We start from the raw sequence: 24778 nt of genomic DNA, 5'->3' as shown, positions 1-24778 counted from the left end.
ACGTGGAGCGGACCGCCCGGGCGAGAACCGCGGACGGCGCGGGGTAAGGGTGGGGGCATGAAGCAGCGCACACTCGCCGGCCGAAGCGTCTCCGCGATCGGGCTCGGCGGCATGCCCATGTCCATCGAGGGCCGCCCGGACGACCGGTCCCAGTCGATCGCCACCATCCACGCCGCGCTCGACGCGGGCATCACCCTCATCGACACCGCCGACGCCTACCACCTGCACGCCGACGACGTCGGCCACAACGAGGAGCTGATCGCCGAGGCCCTCCGCTCGTACGGCGGCAGCACCGACGGCGTGCTCGTCGCCACCAAGGGCGGCCACGAGCGCCCGGGCGACGGCAGCTGGACCATCGACGGCAGCGCGAAGCACCTCCGCGAGGCCGCCCAGGCCTCGGCCAAGCGGCTCGGGGTCGAGCAGATCGGGCTCTGGCAGTTCCACCGCCCGGACCCGGACGTGCCCTTCGAGGAGTCGATCGGCGCGCTGAAGGACCTCCTCGACGAGGGCCTGATCGGCCTCGCCGGCGTCTCCAACACCGACGGCGACCAGATCCGGCAGACCAACGAGATCCTCGGCGGCCGCCTCGCCTCGGTGCAGAACCAGTTCAGCCCGGCCTTCCGCAGCAGCGAGGACGAGCTGCGCCTGTGCGCCGAGCTCGGCATCGCCTTCCTGCCGTGGAGCCCGCTCGGCGGCATCACCAACGCCGGCGGGCTGGGCGACAAGTTCGCGCCGTTCGCGGACGTGGCCAAGGAGCACGGCGTCAGCCCGCAGGTCGTCTGCCTGGCCTGGGAGCTCGCGCTGGCCGACGTCGTGATCCCGATCCCCGGCTCGTCGCGACCCAAGACGATCACCGACTCCGCCACCGCGGCCGACCTCGAGCTGAGCAGCGAGGAGGTCGAGCGGCTGAGCGCCGCCGGCTGAGCACCCGGTACGTCTGCGAGGGCCGCGTGGCGCACCGACGCCACGCGGCCCTCGTGCGTCCGCAGCACCTCGCGAGCTGCCCGACCGGGCTCACGGGCCGTGCTCTAATCGCGTCGTGAGCGCCCCCGACACCGCCGCCGAGACCGACGGCGTCGACGTCCGGCCCATCAGCCGGTGGGGGTTGGCCTGGCGCGTGCTGGCCGCGGTGGCGCTGGTCGGGCTGCTGCTCAACGGTTCGGTCCGGATGCACGACGACGCGTGGCCCTTCGGGCCGATGTCGCAGTACGCCTTCTTCCCCGGACCGGACGACACCGTCGTCATCACCCGGGTCTACGGCGTGCTCGCCGACGGGCAGCGGGTGGAGCTGCCGCTGCGGGTCGACACGGCCGGGATCCGGCGCGCGGACGTCGAGGGCCGGATCCCCGCGATCGAGCAGGACCCCAGCCTGCTGAGGGCCGTCAGCGAGGGCTGGAGCGCGCGGCACCCGGGCGAGCCCCGGCCCGTCGAGGTCTCCCTGGTCCAGGACCGGCAGCACCTCCACCGGGGTCGCGTGGTCGCGACAGACCAGGTGGAGCTCGCCCGGTGGCGGGTGACGCCGTGAGCGCGAGGTCGCCGCGGCGGGGCTCGGTCGTCGGCTGGTTCGCCCCCGTCGTGCCCGAGGCCCGGGTCGCCGTGCTGCGCTCCGTCCTCTACGCCTTCGTGCTGCTCGACGTGCACCTGATCATCCGCAGCCCGATCCCGCTCAGCCGCCACCCGGAGCTCTACCGGCCCCTCGACCTCGCGGTGCTCCTGCACCTCCCGCCGCCGAGCCTGCCGCTGACCTGGACCCTGTACGTCGTCCTGGTGCTGGGCTGCCTGGCCGGGCTGGCCGGACGGGCACCCCGGCTCGTGGGCTGGGTCGTGGCCGCCGCCTTCACGTGGTGGGTCGGCATCGCGTTCAGCTACGGCAAGGTCGACCACGACCACCTCGCGCTGGTCGTCGCGCTGTGGGTGCTGCCGAGCGTGGGCGCGGTCCCGGGCGGCCGGTGGTCGCGGCGGGCGTCGGCGCAGGGCGGGTGGGCGCTCAGGTGCGTCCAGATCGGGGTGGTGTCGACGTACTTCCTGTCCGCGGTCGTCAAGACGCGCAACGCGGCCTGGGACCCGACCACGTGGCCGGAGAGCTACATCCTGCTGTGGGCGGTCGTGCGCCGGCCGCACGGGCTCGGCCAGCTCCTGATCCCGCACCCGGTCGTGCTGCAGGTGATGCAGTGGTTCTCGATGGCCGCCGAGGTCTCCTCGGTCGTCGTGCTGTGGCTCCGGGGCTGGGCGCTGCTGCACGCGGCGCTCTTCTGGCTCGGGTTCCACGTCTTCACCGCCGCGATGCTCTACATCCACTTCGCGCCGACCGTCGTGTGCTGGCTCGCCTTCGCCCCCCTCGAACGCCTCGCGCCCTGGTGGCGCGCCCGGCACCCCCTCCTCGTTCCGCCGGTCCCGGTGCCGCCGCGTGCCGCACTCGGGCGGCAACCGGCCGGGCGATGAGTTCGGGGTCGCAGCCCGGTCGGTAGGGCAGGTCCACGACGAAGGAGGCCCGCCGGTGCGGCAGGTGGTGTGCGACATGAGCGTCTCGCTCGACGGCTACGTGGTCGGTCCGGACGGCGGTTTCAACTGGTCGGCGCCGGACGACGAGGTCTTCGCGCTGGCCACCGACGAGGTGCGCGGGCTCTCGGCGCACCTGCTCGGGCGCCGGCTCTACGAGTCGATGGTGTTCTGGGAGGACAAGGAGGACGACCCGGCGCTGAGCGCCGCGGAACGTGAGTTCGCGGCCCTGTGGAACGCCCTGCCCAAGGTCGTCTTCTCGCGCACCCTGCGGTCGGTGGAGGGCAGCTACGTGCTCGCCGCCGGCAGCCTCGCCGACGAGGTCCGGCGGCTGCGGGACGCGCCGGGGGAGGGCGACGTCGCGATCGGCGGTCCGACCCTCGCGACGGACGCCGCGGCCCTGGGGCTCGTGGACGAGTACCGCGTCCGGGTCTACCCGGTGCTGGTGGGCGGTGGGACGCCCTTCTTCCCCCGCTCGGAGCAGCACGTCGACCTCGAGCTCGTCGAGACCCGTCCCGTCGGGGCCGGCGGCGTGGTCTACCTGCGGCACCGGGTGGTGCGCCGGCACTGAGGCCGAAGCCGGGTCAGCGAGGCCCCGCGTCGCCGGCGCGGAGCAGGCGCCGTTCGAGCCGTACGCGCTCGCCCAGGCGGGCCAGGTGGCCGGCGAGCTCGTCGGCCGCGGCGTCGAGCTGGGCGTCGGTGAGCGGGTCCAGGGCGTCGAGGACGAACAGCGCGCTGGTGGTCGTGGGCGTGAGCCCGGTGCGGGGCGACTGGCGCCAGTTCCAGCGCCGGCAGGTGACGCCCTCGTCGTCGCACCACACGACCTCGCCCGGCTCGGGGTGCTCGACGACCGGCTGCCCGTCGGCGGTGGTGGCGAACGGTTCGGTGCCGAGCGCCCGCACCAGCCGTGGGGGACCGGCGTAGCGGGCCAGGTCCTCCCCGCCGAGCGGAATCTGGTGGCTCACGGAGACGGCGTTGTAGACGTCGGTCAACGGGTTGACCCGCGGGAGGCCGGAGGCCGCGCGGCGCAGCAGGGCCTCGGCGCTGTTCCGGGTGCGCTGCGGCTTGGCGCCGAAGGCCCGGTACGCGTCCCGCCAGGCCGCCACGTGCGGCAGGTCCTCCACCGCACGCCCCTCCAGGGCACGGGCCGCCGCCTGCTGGGCGGCGACGAGCAGGTCGTCGGCGTCGTGCGTGCTGCCGGTGGCGCCGTCGGGGGTGGTCGCGGCCGGCGTGAGCCCGTCGACGGCGAGCAGCAGCGCCCGGTAGTCGGGTCGCAGCGCGAAGACGGCGTCCTCGACCTGCGCGCCGTCCAGGAACTCCCTCAGGTCCACGGTCATGCCGTCGCCTCCGTCTCCTCCGTCGTCGCCGATTCCGCGTGAACCGGGACAGCCCCGTCGCTCACCTGCGACAGTGTGCCGGTCGACCCCGCAGAGGAGCTCACGTGCCCGTCCCCCACCGAGCCCATCGAGCCCGGCGCACCGGCGCAGGCGTCGTCGTCGCGCTCACCCTCGCCCTCGTCCTCGACGCCCCGGGCGCCGCCGCGGCCGACCCCACGCTCGACCTCGGTGCCGCCGGCCTGCCGGAGGCGCGGACGACGCAGGTGCTCGAGCCCGGGGTCGACCTGACCCAGGTGGTCCGGGGCTCCGCACCGGCCGCGCCGGACGCCATCGAGACGACGGTGCTCGGGCCGTGGCGGGTGGCGGTCCTCCGCGTGGACCCCCGGACGGCGAAGGGCCGGCTCGTCGCCACGTACGGGCCCGACCTCGCCCGGACCGAGACGACCTCGGACCTCGTCGCCTCGGCCGGCGCGCTGGGCGGGGTGAACGCGTCGTACTTCACCTACACCAAGAACCCTGCCTACCCGGGTGACCCCGTCGGCCTCGGCCTCTACGACGGGCACCTGCTGAGCGAGCCCGGGGCGACGTCGACCGAGGTGGACGTGCTGCTCGACGCGCGCACCGGACGGGTGCGGTTCGGCCGGACCAGCTGGTCGGGCCGCGTGCGGAACACGAAGACGCGGAAGTCGCTGGCGCTCGAGCGGCTGAACACGCCACCGGTCGTCCCGAAGGGCTGCACCAAGCTCAAGGACCCGCGCCGGTGCACCCGGTCGGGCGACGTGGTCCGCTTCGACCGGGCCTTCGCCGAGCGGACGCCCAAGGGCCGCGGCGCCGAGGTGGTCCTCGGGCGCGACGGCTGCGTGGTGCGCGCCTCGAAGTCGCGCGGGCGCCGCCTGTCCGCGCACCAGACCTCGGTGCAGGCCACCGGTCGCCAGACGAAGACGCTGCTCAGGGTCGGTAAGAAGGGCGCCTGCCTGCGCACCACGAGCACGCTGCGCGACGACCGCGGCAAGACGGTCGAGCTCGCGAAGGGCCTGTACGGGGTCGCCGGCCGCTACCGGCTGGTCCAGGGCGGGAAGGTGGTGGTGAAGGACAAGCCGCAGGCCTTCTTCGAGCGCAACCCGCGCACCCTCGTCGGGACCACGGCGTCCGGCGTCGTCGCGCTCGTCACCATCGACGGCCGGCAGACGACCAGCGTCGGGGCGACGCTGGAGGAGGCCGCCCGTGTGGCCGTGTCGCTCGGGCTGACCGACGCCGTGAACCTCGACGGCGGCGGTTCCACGACGATGGTCGTGGGCGGCCGGCTCGTGGGCAGCCCCAGCCACGGCGACGAGCGCGCCGTCGGGGACGCCCTGGTCTACGTGCCGCGCTGACGCCGGGCAAGGCCCGCTCCTGGCTGGTCCGCCAGGTGCCGGCCGAGGCCCCTGTGGAGAGCCTCGGTCGGGTCGAGGGGCCGCACTAGACTCACGCCTCGTGGCCGGGCGGATCAACGACGAGGACGTCGCCGCGGTCCGGGACCGCGCCCGCATCGACGAGGTCGTGGGCTCCTACGTCGCCCTGCGCAACGCCGGCGGCGGCTCGCTCAAGGGGCTCTGCCCCTTCCACGACGAGAAGACCCCCAGCTTTCAGGTCACGCCCGCCCGCGGGTTCTTCTACTGCTTCGGCTGCGGCGAGGGCGGGGACGTCATCACGTTCCAGATGAAGATCGACAACCTCACCTTCGGCGAGGCCGTCGAGCGGCTGGCCGACCGGGTCGGCATCGTGCTGCGCTACACCGACGTCGGAGGCGGACCGCGCCAGGAGCCGGGCCTGCGGCTGCGCCTGATGGAGGCCAACCAGGCGGCGGCCGAGTTCTTCGCCGAGCAGCTGACCACGCCGGACGCCCTCATCGGACGGCAGTTCCTGGGGCAGCGCGGCTTCGACCGGGAGGCCGCCGAACGCTTCGGGGTCGGCTTCGCCCCGACCGACGGGCGCGCCCTGCTGCGGCACCTGCGCGGCCGCGGCTTCTCCGACGCGGAGCTGGTGCGCGCCGGCCTGGCGCGCGAGTCCGGCTGGGACTTCTTCCAGGGCCGCCTGCTGTGGCCGATCCGCGACTCCGGGCGGCAGGTCCTCGGCTTCGGCGCGCGCCGGCTGCGGGACGACGACCGGATGCCGGCGAAGTACCTCAACACCCCGGAGACGCCGCTCTACAAGAAGTCGCACGTCCTCTACGGCCTCGACCTCGCGCGCAAGCCGATCAGCGCCAAGCACCAGGCCGTGGTCGTCGAGGGCTACACCGACGTCATGGCGGCGCACCTGTCCGGGGTGGAGACCGCCGTCGCGGTCTGCGGGACGGCCTTCGGCGACGACCACGCCCGCCTCCTGCGCCGCCTGATGGGGGAGCACGACGCGTTCCACGGCGAGGTGATCTTCACGTTCGACGGCGACCAGGCCGGGCAGAACGCCGCGCTGAAGGTCTTCGCCGGCGACCAGAACTTCATCAGCCAGACGTACGTGGCCGTCGAGCCGACCGGCCTCGACCCCTGCGACCTGCGCCTGCAGCACGGCGACGCGGCGGTGCGGGAGCTGGTGGCGCGGCGGATGCCGCTGTACCGCTTCGTGATGAGCAACATGCTCACCCAGCACGACCTCGACCGGGCCGACGGGCGTCTCGCCGCCCTGCGGGCGACCGCGCCGCTGGTCGGCAGCATCCGCGACTCCGGCCTCGTCAACGGCTACGCCCGCGAGCTGGCCGGTCTGCTGGGGATGGACCCCGACGAGGTCCGCACCGAGGTGTCGCGGGCGGCGTCGCGGTCGTCCCGCCGGGCTCCGGCCGCGCCCGCCACGGCGCCGGCCGAGGCCGCACCGGCGCCCGCCGCGCCGAAGGGGACACCGATCCCGGACCCGCGCGACCGGCAGCTGGCGCTCGAGCGGGAGACGGCGCAGCTGGTCGTGCAGGCGCCCGAGCAGTTCCCGGAGCACTGGGACGGCCTGAGCGCCGCCGACTTCACCCACCCGGCGTACGCGGCCGTGTTCACCGCGGCGGAGAAGGCCGCGGCCGACACCGGGCCCGGCAGCACGGCCGCCTGGACGCACCGGGTCAGCGAGGCGATGGAGGAGGAGCAGCTGCGCTCCCTCGTCGTCGCGCTCGCGGTCGAGCCGCTGCCGCTGCAGGGCGCTCCCGACGAGCGGTTCGTCGTCGCGCACACCGCGGGGCTGCAGCTGCTGACGGTGATGCGGAGCATCGCGACCCTCAAGTCGCGGCTGCAGCGCACCAACCCGGTGCAGGCGCAGCAGAAGTACAACGCGATGTTCTCCGAGCTGGTCGTGCTCGAGGCGCGGCGCAAGGCCCTCCAGACCCGCAGGATCGGCGCCGAGGACTGAGGTCCGCCGGCGGCGTGCCGCCTGTCCACAGGTCAGGTCCTCACCGCCCCGTCGTCCACAGGTGGCCGCCGGTGAGCGGCACGGGCACGGGTCTGCGCACCACACTCCGGTCGTGGCTGCACCGACACCGCTTCGTCCACCGGCGGACCTCGACCAGCACCGGAGCGGCGACCGCGCTGATCCGGGACCGGTCGACGCCGACGGCCCTCCCGACCCGCGGGCGGCCGAGGTGGAGGCGTGGGCGCGCGCGGTGGAGGCCGGGGTCCTGGCGCGGGCCGCCCGGGACGACCCCGGCGTGGCGTGGCGGGGCGACGCCACCGACGAGGAGCTGGAGACCCTCGCCGGGCTCGGCGTCCGGGCCCAGCAGGAGTTCGTCACCGCCAACCTCGGCCTCGTCGGGTCCGTGCTCGCGCGGCACGCCCGGCGGGGCGCGTCGCCCGCGGACCTGTTCCAGGAGGGCTGCCTCGGGCTGATGGCGGCCGTCGAGCGGTTCGACCACCGCCGCGGGGTCCGCTTCTCGACCTACGCCGGCTACTGGATCCGGACCTGCGTGACCTCCTCCGCCGCGCGGGCGTCCGAGGCCGTCAGCATGCCCGCGAGCCGGAGCGAGCAGCTGCGCGTGGTGCGGGCCGTCGAGGCCGGGCTCGTCCAGCGCCTGGCCCGCCAGCCCAGCGTGGGCGAGGTGGCCCGGGCCCTGGGGCGCGACGAGGCCTGGACGGCGCAGGCCCTCGGCCACCGGGCACCCCGATCGATCGACGACGTCGACGAGGCGGTGCTGCACCGCTCCGCGGGCGGGGACGACCCTCCGGCGACCGGTGCCGCCGGGGTGGGGGAGGAGTCGTGGGCCCGACGCCTGCTGGCCACGCTGGACGGCTTCGACCAGCGGGTCGTGGAGCTGCGGATGGGCTTCGACGGCCGTGAACCGGCCAGCCTCGCCGCCACGGCCCGCGAGCTCGGCGTGCCCGTCGGCCGCGTCCGCCGTTCCGAGGTGCGGGCGCTGGAGCTGCTGCGCTCCCGCTGCCCGCAGACGGCGCTGGCGGGCCTGGCCTCGTGACGCGGACCCTCAACCGCGTCCTGGGCGTCCTGGGCTGTGTCCTGCGCGTCGGCGCGCGTCGGCGCGCGTCGTGAGCAGGGTGGGCCGTCGGGTAGCCCCGCAGGTGGGGCACGTGGTGGTGGGGCGGGTCTGCTCAGCGTGCGGACGACGGGCCCGGGTGCGGATCGGTGGTGATGAGCAGGTCCTGCCAGTCCTCCCCGACCAGGCCGTCCAGCAGGCCGCGCACCTGCGCCGCCCGGATCGTCGAGGCCCGGTCCTGGGTGCCGAGGCGCCGGTAGAGGTCGCGCACGTGCTTGTCGACGGTGCTCTGGCTGATGCCGAGGCGCGAGCCGATGGCCCTCACGGTCCGACCCTCCGCGAGCAGGCGGAGGACGGACTGCTGGCGTGCGGTCAGCGCGGGGTCCGGCGGTCGCAGGAACCGTCCGTGCGAGGCCACCACCACCGGCTGGAAGCGGCGGGCCAGCGCGATCTCGGCGTCGCCGAAGGGCTCCTCGTGGCGGGCCGCGAAGTACGCGGCGATCGTGGCACCGGTGCGCGCGATCGGGATGATGAGCAGCCGGTGCAGGACGCGGCCCCCGTGCTCGAGGACCCGGCCGGGCTCGGTGCCCCACCCGCTCATCACCTCCTCGACGGGCAGCGCGGGGACGACGCCCGCCCGCCGGAACCACAGAGTCATCGGACCGGCCTCCCAGGAGGCGGCGAAGCCCTGCCGGAGGGCCTCGGCCCACCCGGCGTCGTGGGGCCAGCACCGCACCCCGGCGGCGCGGGAGCCCGCGACGGCGAAGACGGTCACGGTGGCGTGCAGCTGTTCGGCGAGGAGCGGCAGGGTCGTGTCGACCTGGTCGGTGAGGGTCCCGGTCACGGCCAGCCGACCGGCGAGGTCGAGCAGCGGGTCGGTCGGGGAGGGCGCGCCCGTCGCGGGCAGCGCCGCGGCCGGCAGACGGGCAGGTGTCACGGCGGACCCCCTAGCGAACGGCGGCGAAACGTGTCAATGGTGTCATCCGGCACTGGCGGCCCGACGGCGGACCGCGCAGAGTGTGGTCGCGGCCGGTCCCGGTGGGAGACGGGGGGTCCCACCCGGACCGGCCACCACTCCACCTCACGGTCGGGGCGAGGACCGCAGGAGCCGGCACGGCAGAATGGCTCCGTGCCCGCGACCGCCCCTGCCACCCGGTGAGAGGCCTGTTCCGGGCGCGCGGGCTGCCGTCGGACGCGTACGCCTCCTGGCGCGACTCGCTGTCCTCCCGGCCCGGGGCCCCGGTTCGCATCCTGGCCTGGGCCCGGGCGGACGAGGACTTCGTCGTGGGGAGCCCCGCGCTGCTGTCGCTCGGCGGAGACGCACAGTCGGCGGAGCCCGAGCCCGTGTCGGACCAGAGTGCGTCGGACGGGAGCGCCTCGGACGAGAGCGCGTCGACCGGGACCGCGTCGGCCCGGAGCGCCCCGGCCCGGGACGCCTGGCGGCACGTGGGCTGGCACCAGATCGAGCACGGCGGCTGGAACGCGGAGTCGCGTTCGCTCTCGTGGACCCTGTACGGCGGCCGCCGCGGACGCGTGGCGCTGCGCGAGGCGGGACGCATGCCGGAGCTGTTCCGGGAGCGTGTCGCCGCGAGCATCGTCGTCGAACGCTTCGTGCCCATCCGAGGCGAGCGGGGCGTGACGGTGACCGCACGGCGCGACCTCGGGGGCTCCGGGGAGGTCACCTGGCACTCCACCCTGACCCGCGGGCTGAGCTGGAGCGCCGAGGGCGTGGCCGACGAGGTGGCCCGTGCGTCGGCCGAGCTGCAGTCGGAGTACGGATCCAGCTCTCGGGGCTGGTAACGTTCTGCAGGCCAATCCCCTGTAGCTCAATTGGCAGAGCAGCCGGCTGTTAACCGGCAGGTTACTGGTTCGAGTCCAGTCGGGGGAGCCACGCGAGGAGGCCTTCGGGAGCCTCTCGCACGCTCCGTGAGCGGCGTGCTCCGCCCTCGTCGACCGTCCGTACGTCGGTCCGCGCCATCACGCGCCGTCGGCCGCTGGTGCCGGAACGCCTCCGTCGTCGACCGAGGAGGCCTACGCTTCACCCCGGACGGTCGCCGGACCGCCGGAGGAGGACCACGTGACGAACCTCTCACCGATCGCTCGGGCCGACCTCCTGGTCGGGTCCGGACCGGCGGGAGCGAGCCCTGCGCTGGCTCGCCGGGCCCTGCTCGGCGGCGGGCTCGGGCTGGCGGCGACGGCGCTGGTCGGCACCCCCCGCGCTGCGGCCGCCGCGCCGGTGGTCGGTCGCATCCGCGACACCTACGAGGCCGCGGGGGGCGAGGCGGTGCTCGGCGCGCCGCTGGCCCACGAGGTGCGGCGGCGCATCGGACGGCAGACGACCTACGGGCAGCGGTTCGCAGGCGGCACGGTCTGGTGGGGCTCCGGGGTCGGCAAGGTCGACCGGCCGGCGCAGCGCGTGCGGCTCGACACGGCCCGCAACTTCCGCCCGGCCCTCGGGGTCCGCGACCTGTGGCGCACCGACGACCTCGACGGCTGCTCCGCGCTGGAGAAGCGCGTCGTGATCGACCTCGGCATCGAGACGATGATCGCCATGAACTCGGGCGGCGACCCGTCGATCCCGGGCGTGGAGCGCCACCAGTACCGGATCAGCAACGCGGGCAGCCACCTCGAGTTCTACCGGGGCTACGTGTCGCGCTCCGCGAGCCGGGCCTCGGTCCGGCGGGTGCTGCGCCGCGTCGCGCGCTCCGACGCGCCCGTTCTCGTGCACTGCGCGGGCGGGAAGGACCGGACGGGCTGGGTCTGCGACCTCATGCAGAGCGTGGCGGGCGTCGCCCGCGAGGTCCGTGACCTCGACTACCTGGCCACCCGCTCGTACTCGGGTCGCCCGGTCGAGCTCGAGTGGCTGGACGCGGCGCGCGACGAGCTCGCACGGCGCTACGGAACCGTCGAGGCCTACCTGCGCGAGGGCTGCGACCTGTCCGCGACCGACCTGCGTCGGCTGCGCGCCCGCCTGTCCTGACCCGGGCACGAGCCGTGGCCCGCGGGGGTGCCGCGGGCCAGCCGGCGAACCGTCAGGCCTGCTCGCGGGTGCCGCTGCCCCCGAGCGGACGGGCCGGCCAGTCCATCTGGTCGGCCGTGACCCGGTCGAGGTCGTCGAGGAAGTCGCGCGCCCAGTGGTCGATGTCGTGCTCGAAGACCTGGCGCCGGAGCAGCCGCATCCGCCGGGCCTTGACGCGCGCGGGCGCGTTCATGGCCTCCACCATCGTCTCCTTCAACCCGTCGATGTCGTGCGGGTTGATCAGGTACGCCTGGCGCAGCTCCCGCGCGGCGCCGGCGAACTCGCTCAGGACGAGCGCGCCGTCGTCGGCCTGGCGGCAGGCGACGTACTCCTTGGCCACGAGGTTCATGCCGTCGCGCAGCGGCGTGACGATCATGACGTCGGCCGCGCGGTAGAGGGCGGCCATCTCCTCGCGGGGGTAGGAGGCGTGCAGGTAGGTGATCGGAGGACGCCCGATGCGGCCGACCTCGGAGTTGATGCGCCCGACCTGCCGGTCGATGTCGTCGCGCAGGTGGCGGTACTGCTCGACCCGCTCCCGCGACGGCGTGGCCACCTGGACCAGGGCGGCCTCGTCCGGGTCGATCTTGCCCTCGGCGATGAGCTCGCCGAAGGCCTGGATCCGCTCGGGCAGGCCCTTGGTGTAGTCGAGCCGGTCGACGCCGAGGAACAGCGTCTTCGGGTTGCCGAGGTCGTCGCGGATCTCCGCCGCGCGGTGCGCGGTCGCCTCGCTCGAGGCCAGGTCGTGCATCGACTGGGCGGCGATGGAGATCGGGTACGCGCGGGCCATCACCGTGCGGCCGTCGGACGCGTGCACGAACTCGCGGCGGGTGTCGAGGTGGAGCCGCTGCCGGACGAGGCGCAGGAAGTTCTGCGCGCCGCCGCCCAGCTGGAAGCCGACGAGGTCCGCGCCCAGCAGCCCGCGCAGGATCTGGTCGCGCCACGGCAGCTGGATGTAGAGCTCGGTCGGGGGGAACGGGATGTGCAGGAAGAAGCCGATGCGCAGGTCGGGGCGCTGCTCGCGCAGCATCTGCGGCACGAGCTGGAGCTGGTAGTCCTGCACCCACACGACCGCACCCTGGTCGGCGACGGCCGCCGTCCGGTCGGCGAAGCGCTGGTTGACCCGCACGTACGCGTCCCACCACTCACGGCGGAACTCGGGCGGAGCGACGACGTCGTGGTAGAGCGGCCACAGCGTCGCGTTGGAGAAGCCCTCGTAGTAGTCGGCGACCTCCGCCTCCGACAGCGGCACGGGCACGAGCTCGAGGTCGTCGTTCTCGAACGGGTCCAGCACCTCGTCGGGCGCGCCGTGCCACCCGACCCACGCGCCGTGGTGGGAGTGCATGACCGGCTCGAGCGCCGTCACCAGCCCGCCGGGCGAGGTGCGCCAGGTGGTCGTGCCGTCCGGGTGCTCCACCCGGTCGACCGGCAGCCGGTTGGCCACCACCACGAAGTTCGCCTTGCGCGTCGGTCGCCCTCCCTCGGCCTTCGACTCGTCGTCCCTGTCCGTCGCCGCGGCGGTCACCGTCGTGGTCCCCTCACCTGCCGAAGGCTACGGGGCGAAGATCACGTCCGACGGGTCGGGAGCCGTGGGCGAGCCGGCCCGCGGTCTGTCAGGCTCCTCCCATGACCCCCGGCGAACAGGCGCGGTCCCGCCTCGACGCGGTGCTGGAGCACCCGGACCAGACGCTGATCGGCATCGACTTCGACGGCACGCTCGCTCCGATCGTGGCCGACCCCGACCAGGCGCACGCGCATCCGCGCGCCGTCGCGGCGCTCGCCCGGCTCGGCTCGCTGCTCGGCACGGTCGCCGTCATCACCGGTCGTCCGGCCAGGACCGCGGTGCGGCTCGGCGGGTTCCGGGGGGTCGCGGGGCTCGGGCACCTCGTCGTGCTCGGGCAGTACGGCGTGGAGCGCTGGGACGCGGAGACCGACGAGTTCGACATCCCGCCGGAGCCCCACCAGGTGGCCGAGCTGGAGGCCGAGATCCCGCCACTGCTCGACCGGCTGGGGCAGGGCGCGGCCCGCGTCGAGCACAAGGGCCGCGCGGTGGTCGTGCACACGCGCCAGCTGCCGGACCCGGACGCGTCCTTCGAGACGCTGTCAGGACCGCTCACCGACCTCGCCGGCCGCCACGCCATGGTCGTCGAGCCTGGCAAGAACGTCCTCGAGATCCGCTCGCCCGGCATCGACAAGGGGGTCGCGCTGCGGGCCATCGTCGCGGAGCGCGAGGCCCGGCAGGTGGTCTTCGTGGGCGACGACCTCGGTGACCTGCCGGCCTTCCGCGTGGTGGACGAGCTGCGGGCCGAAGGGGTCGGCGGGCTCCTGGTCTGCTCGGCCTCGCACGAGGAGGACGCGCTCTCCGCCCTCGCCGACGTGGTTGTGCAGGGCCCCGACGGCGTCGCCGACTGGCTGGAGGAGCTGGCCGGCGCGCTCGAGGAGCGCAGCGCCGCCTCGCGCTGACGCGGGCGCGTCAGGACCGCCGTACGCGGGTATGGACACCTCAGTCCAGGTCCGGGGCCACCACGGCCCGGCAACCCTCGAGGAGAATCCATGCCCGCATCACCCATCCTGCGCCTGGCGGTGCTCGGCGCGCTGGGCGCGCTGTCCCTGAGCGCCTGCGCCAACGGCGCCGACACCGGCGGCGGAGGCGGAGGCGGAGGCAGCGCACCGAGCGAGCTGATCGTCTCGACCGACCTGCCGCTGCAGGGTCCCGCCGCGTCCACCAACGACTCGACCAACAAGCTCGTCCAGCTCTACCTCGACCAGATCGGCAGCAAGGCCGGGAACTACTCGATCAAGCTGCAGACCTACGACGACTCGACGGCGGCCAAGGGCGCCTGGGACGACGCGGCCTGCGCGAAGAACGCCACCGACCACATCGCGAACACCGGCGAGGTGGCGGTGATGGGCGCCTTCAACTCCGGCTGCTCCAAGATCGAGGTGCCGACCCTCAACCAGGACGCCGACGGCCCGATGCTGATGGTCAGCAACGCCAACACCAACCCCGGGCTCACCAAGACCTGGGACGTCGGCGAGCCGGACAAGTACTTCCCGAGCGGCACCCGCAGCTACGCCCGCGTCATCACGACCGACGACTACCAGGGCCAGGGTGCGGCGGCGTTCGCGAAGAACGACCTCAAGGTCACCAAGGCGTTCGTCCTCAACGACAACCAGACCTACGGCCTGGGCGTCTCCAAGGCCTTCTCCGACTCGGCCAAGCAGAACGGCATCGAGATCGTCGGGACGCAGAGCTGGGACGCGAAGCAGCCGAACTACACCGCGCTGTTCCAGGCGGTGAAGGCGTCCGGCGCCGACCTCGTCTACCTCGGCGGCATCTACGACAACAACGGCGGCCAGCTGATCAAGGACAAGGTCGCCGTGCTCGGCCCGAACACGGGCGTGAAGCTGATGGGGCCGGACGGCTTCACCGGCTACCCCGACCTGCTCAAGCTCGACCAGTCGACCGGGATGTACCTGACGTTCGCCGGCCTGACCCAGGAGCAGCTCAAGGACGCCGGCGGGGCCGGGGCCAAGCTCCTCGACGCCTACCAGCAGAAGTACGGCAAGGCGCCCGAGGGCTCCTACCCGCTGTACGGGGTGGCGGCCATGCAGGTCATCCTCGCGGCGGTCGCCAAGTCCGACGGCACCCGCAAGGGCGTGAACGACGCGGTGCTCAGCGGGGAGGGCATCACGATCCCCGCCGACCAGTCGGTGCTGGGCAAGGAGATCAAGATCGACCCGGCGACCGGCGACACCAGCGCCAAGGACCTCACGGTCGAGGTCGTCAAGGGCGGCAAGGAGACCTTCGCCAAGTCCCAGTCGATCTCCTGACGAGCGCACCGGGGGCCGGGGTCGACCCGGTCCCCGGCGCCGGTCGGCGGCCGCCCGTCGTCGCTGCTAGTCGTCGGCCGACAGGTCGGGCGACTGGGGCGAGTCCTGCTGCGTACGCCCGGGCTGCTCCTCGCGCAGGTCGGAGTCGGCGAGGATCGCCGCCGCCTGGGCCTCCGGGTCGTCGCTGCCGGCGGCGATCTCCTCGGGCAGCAGCAGGGCCCGCTCCTCGACCCGGGCGTCGCGGTCGTCGTCCTGCGTCAGGTCGTGCGTCGGTTCGCTCACCGCACGAGGCTAACTGCGGTCTACCGGCGCCCCCGGGCTCGTGCCACAGTGGTCGGGCGGCGTCGCACGGCGTCCGCCACGGGTGGCAGCCAGAGTCGGAGGACCACGATGAGCGAGCACAGCGCTGAGGCGGAGCGGGTCGACGAGAGCGCCTTCGGCGCCGGGGGCGAGACGTCGATCGACGCCGACGTGGCGGCGAGCGGGACGGACGGCACGGACACTGGCGCGACCTCCTCCGACGCGGACGGGGCCGACGAGAGCGTCGCCGACTCCCACGCGTCCGACGTGGCGGCCGGCTACGACGACGGCGACGACGCCCCGGTCCAGCCCTCGGGCGAGGAGGACGGGACGCTCTAGTGGAGCTCGGACCCGCCCTCGACGCCGCGCGGGCAAACCACCGCTCGGTGCTGGTGACGCTGCGGCGCGACGGACGGCCTCAGCTGTCGAACGTCGTCCACCTCGTCGGCGACGACGGGCTGGTCCGCGTCTCCACCACGGCGGACCGGGCGAAGTTCCACAACCTGCGGCGCACGCCGTGGGCCGCGCTCAAGGTCGACGGCGAGACGTTCTGGTCCTACGCCGTCCTCGAGGGCGACGTGACGCTCTCCGCCGTCGCGACCACGCCCGACGACGCGGCGACCGACGAGCTGGTCGCCGTGTACCGCGGCATCTCCGGCGAGCACCCGGACTGGGACGACTACCGGCGCGCCATGGTCGCCGAGCGGCGGGTGGTGGTCCGCCTCATCCCCACGTCGGCGTACGGCGCAATCTAGACCTTCGAGCGGCTCCGGTCGGGGCCCCGCTTCGTGGCTCGCCACCCTGGTCGCGAGGATGGGGGTGTGAGCGCAGCAGGGACGGCCGTCGTGACCGGGGCGAGCAGCGGGATCGGCGCCGCCACGGCCCGGGCCCTCGCGGGCGACGGCTGGACCGTCGTCTGCGCGGCGCGTCGCGCGGACCGGGTCGAGGCCCTGGCGGCCGAGATCGGGGGCGTCGCTTCGGTGCTCGACGTGACCGACCGAGCGTCGGTGGAGGCCTTCGCGGCGCAGCTGCCGGACGACGTCAGCCTGCTGGTGAACAACGCCGGCATGGCCCTCGGGCAGGAGCCCGTCGCCGAGGCCGACCTCGACGCCTGGGAGCGGATGTACGCGACGAACGTCATCGGCGCGACCCGCGTGACCCAGGCGCTGCTGCCGCGCCTCGTCGCGAACCGCGGCCAGATCGTCTTCATGACCTCGACCGCGGCCGACGGCCCGTACGAGGGCGGTGCCGGCTACTGCGGGGCGAAGGCGGCCGAGCGCATGGTCGCCGGGGCGCTGCGCCTGGAGCTGGTCGACTTACCGGTGCGGATCCACGACGTCGCGCCGGGCATGGTGCGCACCGACGAGTTCGCGCTGAACCGCTACGGCGGCGACGCCGAGCGGGCCGCGAAGGTCTACGCCGGGGTCGCCGAACCGCTCGTGGCCGACGACGTCGCCGAGACGGTGCGCTGGATCGCCTCGCTGCCGGACCACGTCGACGTCGACCGCCTGACCGTCCGGCCCCGGGCGCAGGCCGCGCAGCACAAGGTGTCGCGCGTCTTCGAGGAGGAGTGATGACCATGACCGACCAGACCATCCCGACCGAGCCGGTCGGACCCGTGCCCGGACCCACGGGCCCCGAGCCGATCCCGACACCGGATCCGGGCCCGCCGATCAGCCCGCCCGGCGACCCGCAGCCGATCCCGGACCCGGGCCCCATCGAGTGACCTCGGCGCCGGCCGGTCCCCGCTGCCGTCGTCCTGAGGGTGGCCGGCGTGGCGCCGCCTCCTGAGCCGTCGGACCACGCCGAGCGACTGGTCTTCTTCACCGACGCGGTCGTCGCGATCGCACTGACCCTGCTGGTCCTGCCGCTGGTCGACCTGGTGCCGGAGGCGCGCCGCTCGGGGCTCGGGCTCGGCGCGCTGCTGCGCGAGAACCTGGGCGAGCTCGGGTCGTTCCTGCTGAGCTTCGTGGTGATCTTCCGCTTCTGGTGGGCGCACCACCAGCTGTTCCGCCACGTCTCGCGGCTGAACCGGGCCGTGGTCGGCTGGAACCTGCTGTGGATGGTCTCCATCGTCTTCATGCCGGTGCCGACCGCGATCATCACCGCGTACAGCCCGTCGGCGGGCACCGTGCTGCTCTACGTCGGCACCCTCGTCGTGAGCAGCGGTGCGCTGACGCTGCTCACCCTCACGGTCCACCGTCACCCCGAGCTCAGCGTCGGCCGCAGCCGCGAGACCCGTGAGGACGTGCTCGGCGGCGTCACCTCGCTGGCCGCGCTGCTGCTCGCCCTGGTGCTCGGCGCGACGTTCTCCGAGCACGTGAACTACCTCGCGCTGCTGCTGCTCCTCCTGACGGGGACCGTCGAGCGGCTCGTCCGGCGCCGTTGGAGCCGAGCCGCGGCCGCTCGCGTTTGACGACAGCGCCGGCAGGCGCTTTCATCGTTGGGTGACGATGACAGCGACGACCGTCGGGTCCGGTGCGGGCGCGCTCGTGGACGACCCGACCGAGGCGGTCCCGGAGGCGGCGGTGCTGCTGTTCCGCAGCCTGGCCGAGCCGACCCGGTTGCTGATCCTGCGCCACCTGATGCTCGGCGAGCACCGCGTCGTCGACCTGACCGCGCACCTCGGGCTCGCCCAGAGCACCGTCAGCGCGCACCTCGCCTGCCTGCGCGACTGCGGCCTGGTGACCTCCCGCCCGGTGGGGCGCTCGTCGCTGTTCGCGCTCGCCGTGCCGGACGAGCTCCTCGACCTGCTCGGGTCGGCGGAACGACTCCTGTCCGCGACCGGCGACGCCGTCACCCTGTGCAGCGGGATCGAGCGCTGATGGGCCACGACCACGCGCACGCCCACGGGTCCCTGACCGCGACCGGCCGCCACCGCCGGCGGCTCGTGCTCGTCATGGTCATCACGCTGGCCGTGTTCCTGGCCGAGGTCGTCGGCGGGCTGCTCTCGGGCTCGCTCGCGCTGCTCGCCGACGCCGGCCACATGCTCACCGACTCCGCCGGCCTGCTCATCGCGCTCATCGCCTCGGTCCTCGCGGCGCGCCCGGCCACGAGCGCCCGCACCTTCGGCCTGCAGCGCGCCGAGGTCCTGGCCGCCCTGGTCAACGGGGTCCTGCTCGTGGCGATCGCCGTGCTCGTGCTCGTCGAGGCCGTACGCCGCTGGCAGGACCCGACGCAGGTGTCGAGCGGGCTCATGCTCGTGGTCGCCCTCGTCGGCATCGCGGCGAACGTCGTCGGCCTGCTCGTGCTGCGCGGCGGCAAGGACGAGAGCCTGAACCTGCGCGGCGCCTACCTCGAGGTGCTCGGCGACCTGCTCGGGTCGGTCGCGGTCGTCGTCGCGGCCGTGGTGATCTGGACGACCGGCTGGGTCCGCGCCGACGCGCTGGCCTCCGTGCTCGTCGTCTGCCTGATCCTGCCGCGCGCGTGGTCGCTCATCCGCGACGTCGTCGACGTGCTGCTCGAGGCCGCGCCCCGCGGCGTCGACCTCGACCGGGTCCGCGACCACATCCAGGAGACCCCCGGCGTCGTCGAGGTGCACGACCTCCACGTCTGGACGATCACCAGCGGGCTGCCGGTGCTGTCCGCGCACGTCGTCGTGGCGGGCGACGAGTTCGCCAGTGGCCGCTCCGGCCAGATCCTCGACACCCTCGGCACGTGCCTGGGGGAGCACTTCGACGTGGCGCACTGCACGTTCCAGCTCGAGCCGGAGGGCCACCGCGCCCACGAGCCGGAGCACCACCACCGCTGAGCCGTACGCCCTCCCAGCCGGTCCGGCCCAGCACGTTCACGTGAAAGACCCGCGCTTCCCTCGGCAGATCTGCTGGGTGAAGCGTCGGAGCTTCACGTGAACGTGAAAAACCTGAGGTGAGGACGGCCGGGGCGTCGGCCGGGGGAGCGGGCTCGCCGCCGCGGGCTCAGACGGCGCGCAGGGACAGGAACCGCACCTCGGTGCGCAGGTCGAAGCCCATGGCGAGGTAGAGCCGGATCGCGCGGGTGTTCGCCGCGCTGGTGTGCAGGAACGGGACGTCGCCGCGTTCGCGCACCACGTCGGCCACCGCGCGGACCAGGCCGGTGGCGAGGCCCTGGCGCCGGTACGCCGGGTCGGTGCAGACCGCGCTGATCTCGGTCCAGCCCTCGGGGTGCAGCCGCTCGCCGGCCATGGCGACCAGCCGCCCCTCGCGGCGGATCCCGAGGTAGGTCCCGAGCTCGACGGTGCGCGGCCGGAACGGTCCCGGTTCGGTTCGGGCCACGAGGTCGCTCGCCTCCGCGGCGTCGGCGGGACCGAGGACCACGGCCTCCTCGTCGGGGTACGACCGCAGCGCGTCGGTGGACACGAGCTGCACGCCGGGGACCTCGCCCTCGAGCGCCCAGCCGGACGGGACCGACCACGGCCGGCCCGCCGGGACCGCCAGCCCGGCCAGCTTGTCGGTGGCGTACAACGCGCGGAGCTCCGCCCACGCGAGCGGGTCGTCGTCGGCGGCGACCGCGGCGAAGGGGGACACGTCCGCCGGGTAGCGCCGGGCCCGGTCGCCGCCGAGGGCGAAGGAGGCGTGCGGGCCGGTGAGGGCCGACCAGGCCGCCCGGTCGAGCGGGTGGGCGACCTCGCCGGTGGTCGGGGCGAGGGAGGGGAGCGTGGTCACGCAGGCGTCGAACACCCCGCCTTCCTACCGCATTCCCGCTATTCCCTAGTTACCCGACAGGATTTGACACAACTCGGGGTTCGGCTCTAGCGTTCTCGGCAGGTCACGAGCATCAGCGACAAGCCCTGGCTGGCTGATCGGCAACCCTCGCACGCGCGGTGGGGTGCCCCAGGTGACGACCCGGCAGGGGGACCCCCCTCTGCAAGCGCCGACCCCGGTCCCGGGGTCCCCGAGGAACAGGTCCCGCATGACCACCGACGCCACCCCGGCCGTCCTCCCGCGTCACCACGCCGCCCGCCGCGCGGGCGGCGTGCCCTCCTGTCGACGGATGCCCGGCACCTGCCGCTGACGGGAGGGAGCCGCCGACCGGCGGCTCCCGACCCGCTCCGGGCCCACGGGCCCGCTCCTCCCGACCGTCCCGCCGGCCGCCGCGCCGGCGTACCCGCACGCCCCGAGGTCCCATGAGCCTGAGCACCGACCGGCGGCCCGCACCGGCCGCCGACCGCCCACCCGAACCGCGCCGGACCGACCCGGCCCACGTCCCCGACCCCGCCGCCGCGCTGGTGTCGTCCCGCGTCGTCCCGCTGCGCCGTCCGTGGCGCTGGGTCGCGAGCGTCGTCGTCGTCCTCCTGCTCGCCCAGGTCGTCCGCGGCTTCGTCCAGAACGAGGCCTACCAGTGGGACGCCTTCGGCTACTGGTTCTTCCAGCCGATCATCCTCGAGGGGCTGGTCGTCACGCTGAAGCTGACCGCCTGGAGCGCGGTGATCGGCTTCGCCGCCGGCATCGTGCTCGCGCTCATGCGGCTCTCCCGGAGCCCCGTGCTGCAGGCGGTCAGCTGGGTCTACGTCTGGATCTTCCGCTCGGTCCCGCTGATCGTGCTGCTGCTGTTCCTGGCCAACGCGACCGCGCTCTACCCGAGCCTCGGGCTGTCGGTCCCGTTCGGGCCGCAGCTGTTCAGCATCGACGCCACCCGACTGCTGAGCTACGAGGCGGCGGCGATCATCGGCCTCAGCCTCAACGAGGCCGCGTACGCCGCCGAGATCGTCCGCTCGGGCATCATCTCGGTCGACCCGGGCCAGCGCGAGGCGGCGGCCGCCCTCGGGTTGCCGCGGCACCGCCGCTTCACCCGGATCGTGCTGCCGCAGGCGATGCGGGCGATCCTGCCCTCGTACGCCAACCAGCTGATCGGGCTGCTCAAGGGCACCTCGGTCGTCTACATCACCTCGCTGCTCGACCTCTTCGGCCAGGTGGAGACGCAGGCGAGCACCAACAGCGGCCAGGTCATCCCGCTGCTCATGGTGGCGACGGTCTGGTACGTGGTCCTCACCAGCATCCTGTCCGTCTTCCAGTACTTCGTGGAGCAGCGCTTCGCCCGCGGCGTCGACCGGCTCGCCGGACCGACCCGTGCGCAACGCGTCCTGTCGGCGGTCCGGACGCGGCGGGGGATCGCGCGATGAGCGCCGTCACGCACGCCGAGGTGCCGGCCGAGGTCGCGGCGCCCGTGGTCCAGGTCCGCGGGGCGCGCAAGTCCTTCGGCCACCACGAGGTGCTGCACGGCGTCGACCTCGACGTCGAGCGCGGCACGGTCACCGTCGTCCTCGGACCGTCCGGGTCGGGCAAGTCGACGCTGCTCCGCGCGATCAACCACCTCGAGAAGCTCGACGCGGGCTACGTCGGGGTCGACGGCGAGCTGGTCGGCGTGCGCGTGGCCCACGGCCGGCTGCACGAGCTCAGCGAGCGCGCGATCCTGCGGCAGCGCGCGCGCATCGGCTTCGTCTTCCAGGGCTTCAACCTCTTCCCGCACCTCACCGTGCTGGAGAACGTGGTGGAGGCGCCGGTCGCCGCGCTCCGGCGCGACAGGGGCGAGGTCCGCGCGGAGGCCCTGGCCCTGCTCGACCGGGTCGGTCTCGCGGACAAGGCCGACGCCTACCCCCGCCAGCTGTCCGGCGGCCAGCAGCAGCGCGTGGCCATCGCCCGGGCGCTGGCGCTGCGCCCGCAGCTGATCTTGTTCGACGAACCGACGTCGGCCCTCGACCCGGAGCTGGTCGGCGAGGTGCTGGCGGTGATCAAGGACCTGGCGGCCGCCGGCACGACCATGATCATTGTCACCCACGAGATCGGCTTCGCCCGCGAGGTGGCCGACACCGTCGTGTTCCTCGACGGCGGTCGCGTGGTCGAGCAGGGACCGCCCGACGAGGTCCTCACCCGGCCCCGGCACGCCCGCACCGCGGCCTTCCTCAGCCGCGTGCGCTGAACCGCACCCCGCACCCAGACCCGTACGCATCCCTGCGGCAGCCTGCCGCGCCACTCCAGGAGACACCCATGCCCCTCACCGCCCGTACGCCTCGGCCCCGCAGCCGTCGCACCCTCGCCGTCCTCGTGGCCGCACCCGTGCTCGCCACCGTGCTGGCTGCCTGCTCGACCAGCGACGCCGCGACCACCGGGGCGCCGAGCACCGACGAGAACGGCAACACCACCGTGGTGGTCGCCGACAACACGACGACGGCCACGCGCACCGAGATCACGGTCCAGCCGCAGGCGGCGCTGCACGACGCGCTGCCCGCCGCGGTCAAGGACCGCGGCACGCTCGTGATCGGCGTCGGCGCCCTGCCGGCGGGCTTCCCGCCGCTGGCTTACGTCGGCGACGACCACAAGACCCTGACCGGCGCCGAACCCGACCTGGGCCGGCTCGTCGCCGCGACCCTCGGGCTGAAGCCGGACCTGCAGAACAACGCCTGGGAGAACATGTTCGTCCGCCTCGACAGCGCCCAGCTCGACGTCGGCTTCTCGAACATCACCGTCACCGAGGAGCGCAAGCAGAAGTACGACTTCGCCTCCTACCGCGACGACAACCTCGCCTTCGCGGTCAAGAAGGACGACCCGTGGACGTTCGACGGCGACTACCACGCGCTGGCCGGCAAGACCGTCGCCGTCAGCTCGGGCACCAACCAGGAGAAGATCCTGCTCGAGTGGCAGCAGAAGCTGAAGGCCGAGGGCCAGTCGTTCGAGGTCCGCTACTACAAGGACAACAACAGCGTCTACCTGGCGCTGGCCTCCGGCCGGATCGACGCCTACTTCGGTCCCAACCCGGGCGTGGCCTACCAGGACCAGCAGTCGGCGAGCACCAGCACGCCGACCCGCACGGCGGGCACGTTCTCGGGCGCAGGCGACTCCCTGCAGGGCCTCATCGCCGCGACGACGAAGAAGGACAGCGGCCTCGCGCAGCCGGTCGCCGACGCGATCAACCACCTGATCAGGTCCGGCCAGTACGACCAGTGGCTCAAGGCGTACAACCTCCAGAACGAGGCCGTGAAGACCTCCGAGGTCAACCCTCCCGGCCTGCCTCTGGACAATGCTTGATTGGCTCCGCTCCGCCGAGACGCTCCCTGAGCTCGTCGAAGGGCCACGAAGTGGTCAGCGTCTCGGCGAGAAAGCCGACCTCTCCGAGGCCCAGATTCACGGGGTGGTCGCAACACCGGTCTGGTCTTTGAGTATGGCGGCGAGGACCTCGGTCGGTGTGAGGAAGCCGTGTCGTTTGCGGGGCCGGTTGTTGAGCAGCTCGACGGCGTGTTGGAGCTCGGTGTCGGTGACGGTGGCGATGTCTCGTCCTTTGGGGACGTATTCGCGCAGCAAGCCGTTGGTGCTCTCGTTGGAGCCGCGCTGCCAGGGGGCGTGGGGGTCGGCGAAGTAGACCTGGATACCGGTCGCGGCACTGAACTCGGCGTGGCGGGCCATCTCCGAGCCGCGGTCCCAGGTCAGCGACGCCATCGGCCACCCGGTCCGGTTCACGGCCTCGCTGAGCCCGGCCAGGGTCGCTTCGGCGGTGTGGCGCTCGGGCAGCAAGAACGCGGTCAAGAACCCGCTGGTCCGCTCGACCAGCGTGCCGATCGCGGCGGTGGTCCCGGCCGGGCCGCAGACCAGGTCGCCCTCGTGGTGGCCCGGCACGAGCCGGCCCTCGACCTCCTCGGGCCGCTCGTGGATCGAGACCGCGCCCACGATCTGGCCCGGTCGGTTGCGCGGAGTGCGGGTCTGACGGGTCCGGCGTTGGGAACGGCCGCTGCGGAGGTGGGCGCGGAGCTCGCGGCGCAGCTCGCCTCGGGGAAGGACGTAGATGGCGCGATAGATCGCCTCGTGGCTGATCCGCATCTGCTCATCATCACCGAACTCCACGCGTAGCCGCCCGCTGATCTGCTCGGGCGACAAGCCGAGGTCCAAGCGGGTCTGGACCCAGACTCGTAGCCGGGCGTCACGGGCCAGCTTCGAGGCCCGGGCCCGATTCCGGGCCCGGACCGCGGCCTGGTGGCAGGCCTCGGGCTGGTAGCCCGGCGTGCGTCCGCTCGGGCGCCCCGGCGCCGCCGCGGGTCGTGCGGGGCGGCGCAGCTCTCGACTGATCGTCGAGGCTGAGCGGCACAGCCGGCGCCCGATCTCTCGCACCCCGAGCCCGCTGTCGTGAAGCCGGGCGATCTCGTAGCGCTCGTCACGGCTGAGGTAGCGCTGGACCTGGCACGGTTCGAACTCCACCCCGCCAACCTCGGCGCGCCAACGCCCGATCGCCCGGGCCGACACGCCCGTGACCGACGCGGTCTGCTTCTGCGACCAGCCTCGAGCCAGCAACGCGAACACTCGCTGACGGACCCCCACTCCGAACGTCAACATCCACCTCCACCAATAGAGGCGTTGCAACGATCACGAGAACCCAACGAGGCCCTTCGAC

27 protein-coding genes, 1 tRNA gene and 1 riboswitch are annotated in these 24778 nt (G+C 73.7%); of the genes, 22 read left to right on the top strand and 6 right to left on the bottom strand.

All coding sequences use genetic code 11. From position 1 onward, the window contains the following. The first annotated feature begins 57 nt into the window (after positions 1-57). The 4 genes from BMY04_RS20585 (at position 58) to BMY04_RS20570 (ending at position 3070) form a co-directional block, all read left to right on the top strand. A complete protein-coding gene (locus BMY04_RS20585; RefSeq protein ID WP_091186233.1) occupies positions 58-924 on the top strand; it encodes an aldo/keto reductase in 867 nt (288 codons plus the stop codon). A gap of 115 nt (positions 925-1039) precedes the next feature. After that, positions 1040-1525, top strand: a complete 486-nt coding sequence (locus tag BMY04_RS20580) for a hypothetical protein (RefSeq protein ID WP_091186228.1) — start codon at positions 1040-1042, stop codon at positions 1523-1525. Further along, positions 1522-2442, top strand: a complete 921-nt coding sequence (locus BMY04_RS20575) for a hypothetical protein (RefSeq protein ID WP_139210054.1) — start codon at positions 1522-1524, stop codon at positions 2440-2442. Before BMY04_RS20580 ends, BMY04_RS20575 begins: the two co-directional genes overlap by 4 nt. A 55-nt stretch (positions 2443-2497) precedes the next feature. After that, on the top strand, positions 2498-3070 hold the full coding sequence (locus tag BMY04_RS20570; RefSeq protein ID WP_198410317.1) for a dihydrofolate reductase family protein: 573 nt from the start codon (positions 2498-2500) through the stop codon (positions 3068-3070). A gap of 13 nt (positions 3071-3083) precedes the next feature. Here BMY04_RS20570 and BMY04_RS20565 read toward each other — a convergent pair whose 3' ends face one another. After that, complete coding sequence (locus BMY04_RS20565) at positions 3084-3836, bottom strand: B3/B4 domain-containing protein (RefSeq protein WP_091186221.1); 753 nt, start codon at positions 3834-3836, stop codon at positions 3084-3086. A 104-nt stretch (positions 3837-3940) separates the two neighbouring features. Between BMY04_RS20565 and BMY04_RS20560 the strand changes: the two genes are divergently transcribed. From BMY04_RS20560 to BMY04_RS20550, 3 genes are all read left to right on the top strand, one after another. Then, positions 3941-5209 (top strand): phosphodiester glycosidase family protein, encoded by a 1269-nt coding sequence (locus BMY04_RS20560; RefSeq protein ID WP_091186217.1) that lies wholly within the window; start codon positions 3941-3943, stop codon positions 5207-5209. Positions 5210-5309: 100 nt separating this feature from the next. Continuing rightward, complete coding sequence (dnaG, locus tag BMY04_RS20555) at positions 5310-7199, top strand: DNA primase (RefSeq protein WP_091186214.1); 1890 nt, start codon at positions 5310-5312, stop codon at positions 7197-7199. Between the two features lie 112 nt (positions 7200-7311). Beyond that, complete coding sequence (locus tag BMY04_RS20550) at positions 7312-8253, top strand: sigma-70 family RNA polymerase sigma factor (RefSeq protein ID WP_170854255.1); 942 nt, start codon at positions 7312-7314, stop codon at positions 8251-8253. 133 nt (positions 8254-8386) lie between these two features. On the opposite strand, the gene BMY04_RS20545 is transcribed toward BMY04_RS20550, so the two are convergent. Next, positions 8387-9208, bottom strand: a complete 822-nt coding sequence (locus BMY04_RS20545) for a response regulator transcription factor (protein ID WP_198410316.1) — start codon at positions 9206-9208, stop codon at positions 8387-8389. 218 nt (positions 9209-9426) lie between these two features. Here BMY04_RS20545 and BMY04_RS20540 point away from each other — a divergent pair, with 218 nt between their 5' ends. The 3 genes from BMY04_RS20540 to BMY04_RS20530 all read left to right on the top strand — a co-directional run bounded on the left by BMY04_RS20540 (position 9427) and on the right by BMY04_RS20530 (position 11251). Then, the gene (locus BMY04_RS20540) at positions 9427-10071 is read left to right on the top strand and encodes a hypothetical protein (RefSeq protein WP_091186207.1); all 645 of its coding nucleotides are present in this window, start codon (positions 9427-9429) and stop codon (positions 10069-10071) included. A gap of 15 nt (positions 10072-10086) precedes the next feature. Beyond that, a tRNA-Asn gene (locus BMY04_RS20535) sits at positions 10087-10162 on the top strand. Positions 10163-10348: 186 nt separating this feature from the next. Beyond that, positions 10349-11251 carry a tyrosine-protein phosphatase gene (locus tag BMY04_RS20530; protein ID WP_091186203.1) on the top strand — a complete coding sequence of 301 codons (903 nt, stop codon included), beginning with the start codon at positions 10349-10351 and terminating at the stop codon, positions 11249-11251. Between the two features lie 52 nt (positions 11252-11303). On the opposite strand, the gene BMY04_RS20525 is transcribed toward BMY04_RS20530, so the two are convergent. Then, positions 11304-12737 (bottom strand): alpha,alpha-trehalose-phosphate synthase (UDP-forming), encoded by a 1434-nt coding sequence (locus BMY04_RS20525; protein ID WP_232506551.1) that lies wholly within the window; start codon positions 12735-12737, stop codon positions 11304-11306. Positions 12738-12913: 176 nt separating this feature from the next. On the opposite strand from BMY04_RS20525, the gene otsB reads away from it, so the two are divergent. After that, positions 12914-13750, top strand: coding sequence for a trehalose-phosphatase (otsB, locus tag BMY04_RS20520; protein ID WP_091186194.1), 837 nt, complete (start codon positions 12914-12916; stop codon positions 13748-13750). Between the two features lie 90 nt (positions 13751-13840). Further along, a complete protein-coding gene (locus BMY04_RS20515) occupies positions 13841-15121 on the top strand; it encodes a branched-chain amino acid ABC transporter substrate-binding protein (RefSeq protein ID WP_091186192.1) in 1281 nt (426 codons plus the stop codon). Positions 15122-15187: 66 nt separating this feature from the next. On the opposite strand, the gene BMY04_RS20510 is transcribed toward BMY04_RS20515, so the two are convergent. Beyond that, positions 15188-15403 (bottom strand): hypothetical protein, encoded by a 216-nt coding sequence (locus BMY04_RS20510; protein WP_232506547.1) that lies wholly within the window; start codon positions 15401-15403, stop codon positions 15188-15190. A gap of 108 nt (positions 15404-15511) precedes the next feature. On the opposite strand from BMY04_RS20510, the gene BMY04_RS20505 reads away from it, so the two are divergent. From BMY04_RS20505 to BMY04_RS20480, 7 genes are all read left to right on the top strand, one after another. Next, on the top strand, positions 15512-15760 hold the full coding sequence (locus BMY04_RS20505; RefSeq protein WP_091186190.1) for a hypothetical protein: 249 nt from the start codon (positions 15512-15514) through the stop codon (positions 15758-15760). Next, a complete protein-coding gene (locus tag BMY04_RS20500; protein ID WP_091186187.1) occupies positions 15760-16176 on the top strand; it encodes a PPOX class F420-dependent oxidoreductase in 417 nt (138 codons plus the stop codon). Before BMY04_RS20505 ends, BMY04_RS20500 begins: the two co-directional genes overlap by 1 nt. Positions 16177-16242: 66 nt before the next feature. Then, positions 16243-16995, top strand: coding sequence for an SDR family NAD(P)-dependent oxidoreductase (locus BMY04_RS20495; RefSeq protein ID WP_091186184.1), 753 nt, complete (start codon positions 16243-16245; stop codon positions 16993-16995). Between the two features lie 5 nt (positions 16996-17000). Then, on the top strand, positions 17001-17147 hold the full coding sequence (locus BMY04_RS22960) for a hypothetical protein (protein ID WP_170854254.1): 147 nt from the start codon (positions 17001-17003) through the stop codon (positions 17145-17147). Between the two features lie 48 nt (positions 17148-17195). Continuing rightward, the gene (locus tag BMY04_RS20490) at positions 17196-17837 is read left to right on the top strand and encodes a TMEM175 family protein (protein ID WP_170854253.1); all 642 of its coding nucleotides are present in this window, start codon (positions 17196-17198) and stop codon (positions 17835-17837) included. Between the two features lie 37 nt (positions 17838-17874). Continuing rightward, entirely contained in the window at positions 17875-18246 is a 372-nt protein-coding gene (locus BMY04_RS20485) for an ArsR/SmtB family transcription factor (protein ID WP_091186440.1), read from the top strand. Then, the gene (locus BMY04_RS20480) at positions 18246-19172 is read left to right on the top strand and encodes a cation diffusion facilitator family transporter (RefSeq protein ID WP_091186177.1); all 927 of its coding nucleotides are present in this window, start codon (positions 18246-18248) and stop codon (positions 19170-19172) included. Before BMY04_RS20485 ends, BMY04_RS20480 begins: the two co-directional genes overlap by 1 nt. A 166-nt stretch (positions 19173-19338) precedes the next feature. Here BMY04_RS20480 and BMY04_RS20475 read toward each other — a convergent pair whose 3' ends face one another. Further along, positions 19339-20079, bottom strand: coding sequence for a GNAT family N-acetyltransferase (locus tag BMY04_RS20475; RefSeq protein WP_232506546.1), 741 nt, complete (start codon positions 20077-20079; stop codon positions 19339-19341). An 86-nt stretch (positions 20080-20165) separates the two neighbouring features. After that, a riboswitch (SAM riboswitch) is annotated at positions 20166-20278 on the top strand. A gap of 247 nt (positions 20279-20525) precedes the next feature. On the opposite strand from BMY04_RS20475, the gene BMY04_RS20470 reads away from it, so the two are divergent. From BMY04_RS20470 to BMY04_RS20460, 3 genes are all read left to right on the top strand, one after another. Continuing rightward, positions 20526-21521: an amino acid ABC transporter permease gene (locus tag BMY04_RS20470; protein ID WP_091186172.1), complete on the top strand. Its 996-nt coding sequence runs from the start codon at positions 20526-20528 to the stop codon at positions 21519-21521. Beyond that, positions 21518-22318 carry an amino acid ABC transporter ATP-binding protein gene (locus tag BMY04_RS20465; RefSeq protein WP_091186169.1) on the top strand — a complete coding sequence of 267 codons (801 nt, stop codon included), beginning with the start codon at positions 21518-21520 and terminating at the stop codon, positions 22316-22318. The genes BMY04_RS20470 and BMY04_RS20465 overlap by 4 nt, the downstream gene beginning before the upstream one ends. 68 nt (positions 22319-22386) lie before the next feature. Next, positions 22387-23424: an ABC transporter substrate-binding protein gene (locus tag BMY04_RS20460; RefSeq protein WP_091186165.1), complete on the top strand. Its 1038-nt coding sequence runs from the start codon at positions 22387-22389 to the stop codon at positions 23422-23424. 96 nt (positions 23425-23520) lie between these two features. Here the strand turns inward: BMY04_RS20460 and BMY04_RS20455 are convergent, their stop codons facing one another. Beyond that, positions 23521-24585, bottom strand: a complete 1065-nt coding sequence (locus BMY04_RS20455; RefSeq protein WP_232506509.1) for an IS30 family transposase — start codon at positions 24583-24585, stop codon at positions 23521-23523. Between the last annotated feature and the right edge of the window lie 193 nt (positions 24586-24778).

The sequence above is a fragment of the Microlunatus flavus genome, from assembly GCF_900110855.1.
Taxonomy (GTDB): domain Bacteria; phylum Actinomycetota; class Actinomycetes; order Propionibacteriales; family Propionibacteriaceae; genus Microlunatus; species Microlunatus flavus.
This window is presented reverse-complemented; position numbering and strand designations above follow the sequence as displayed.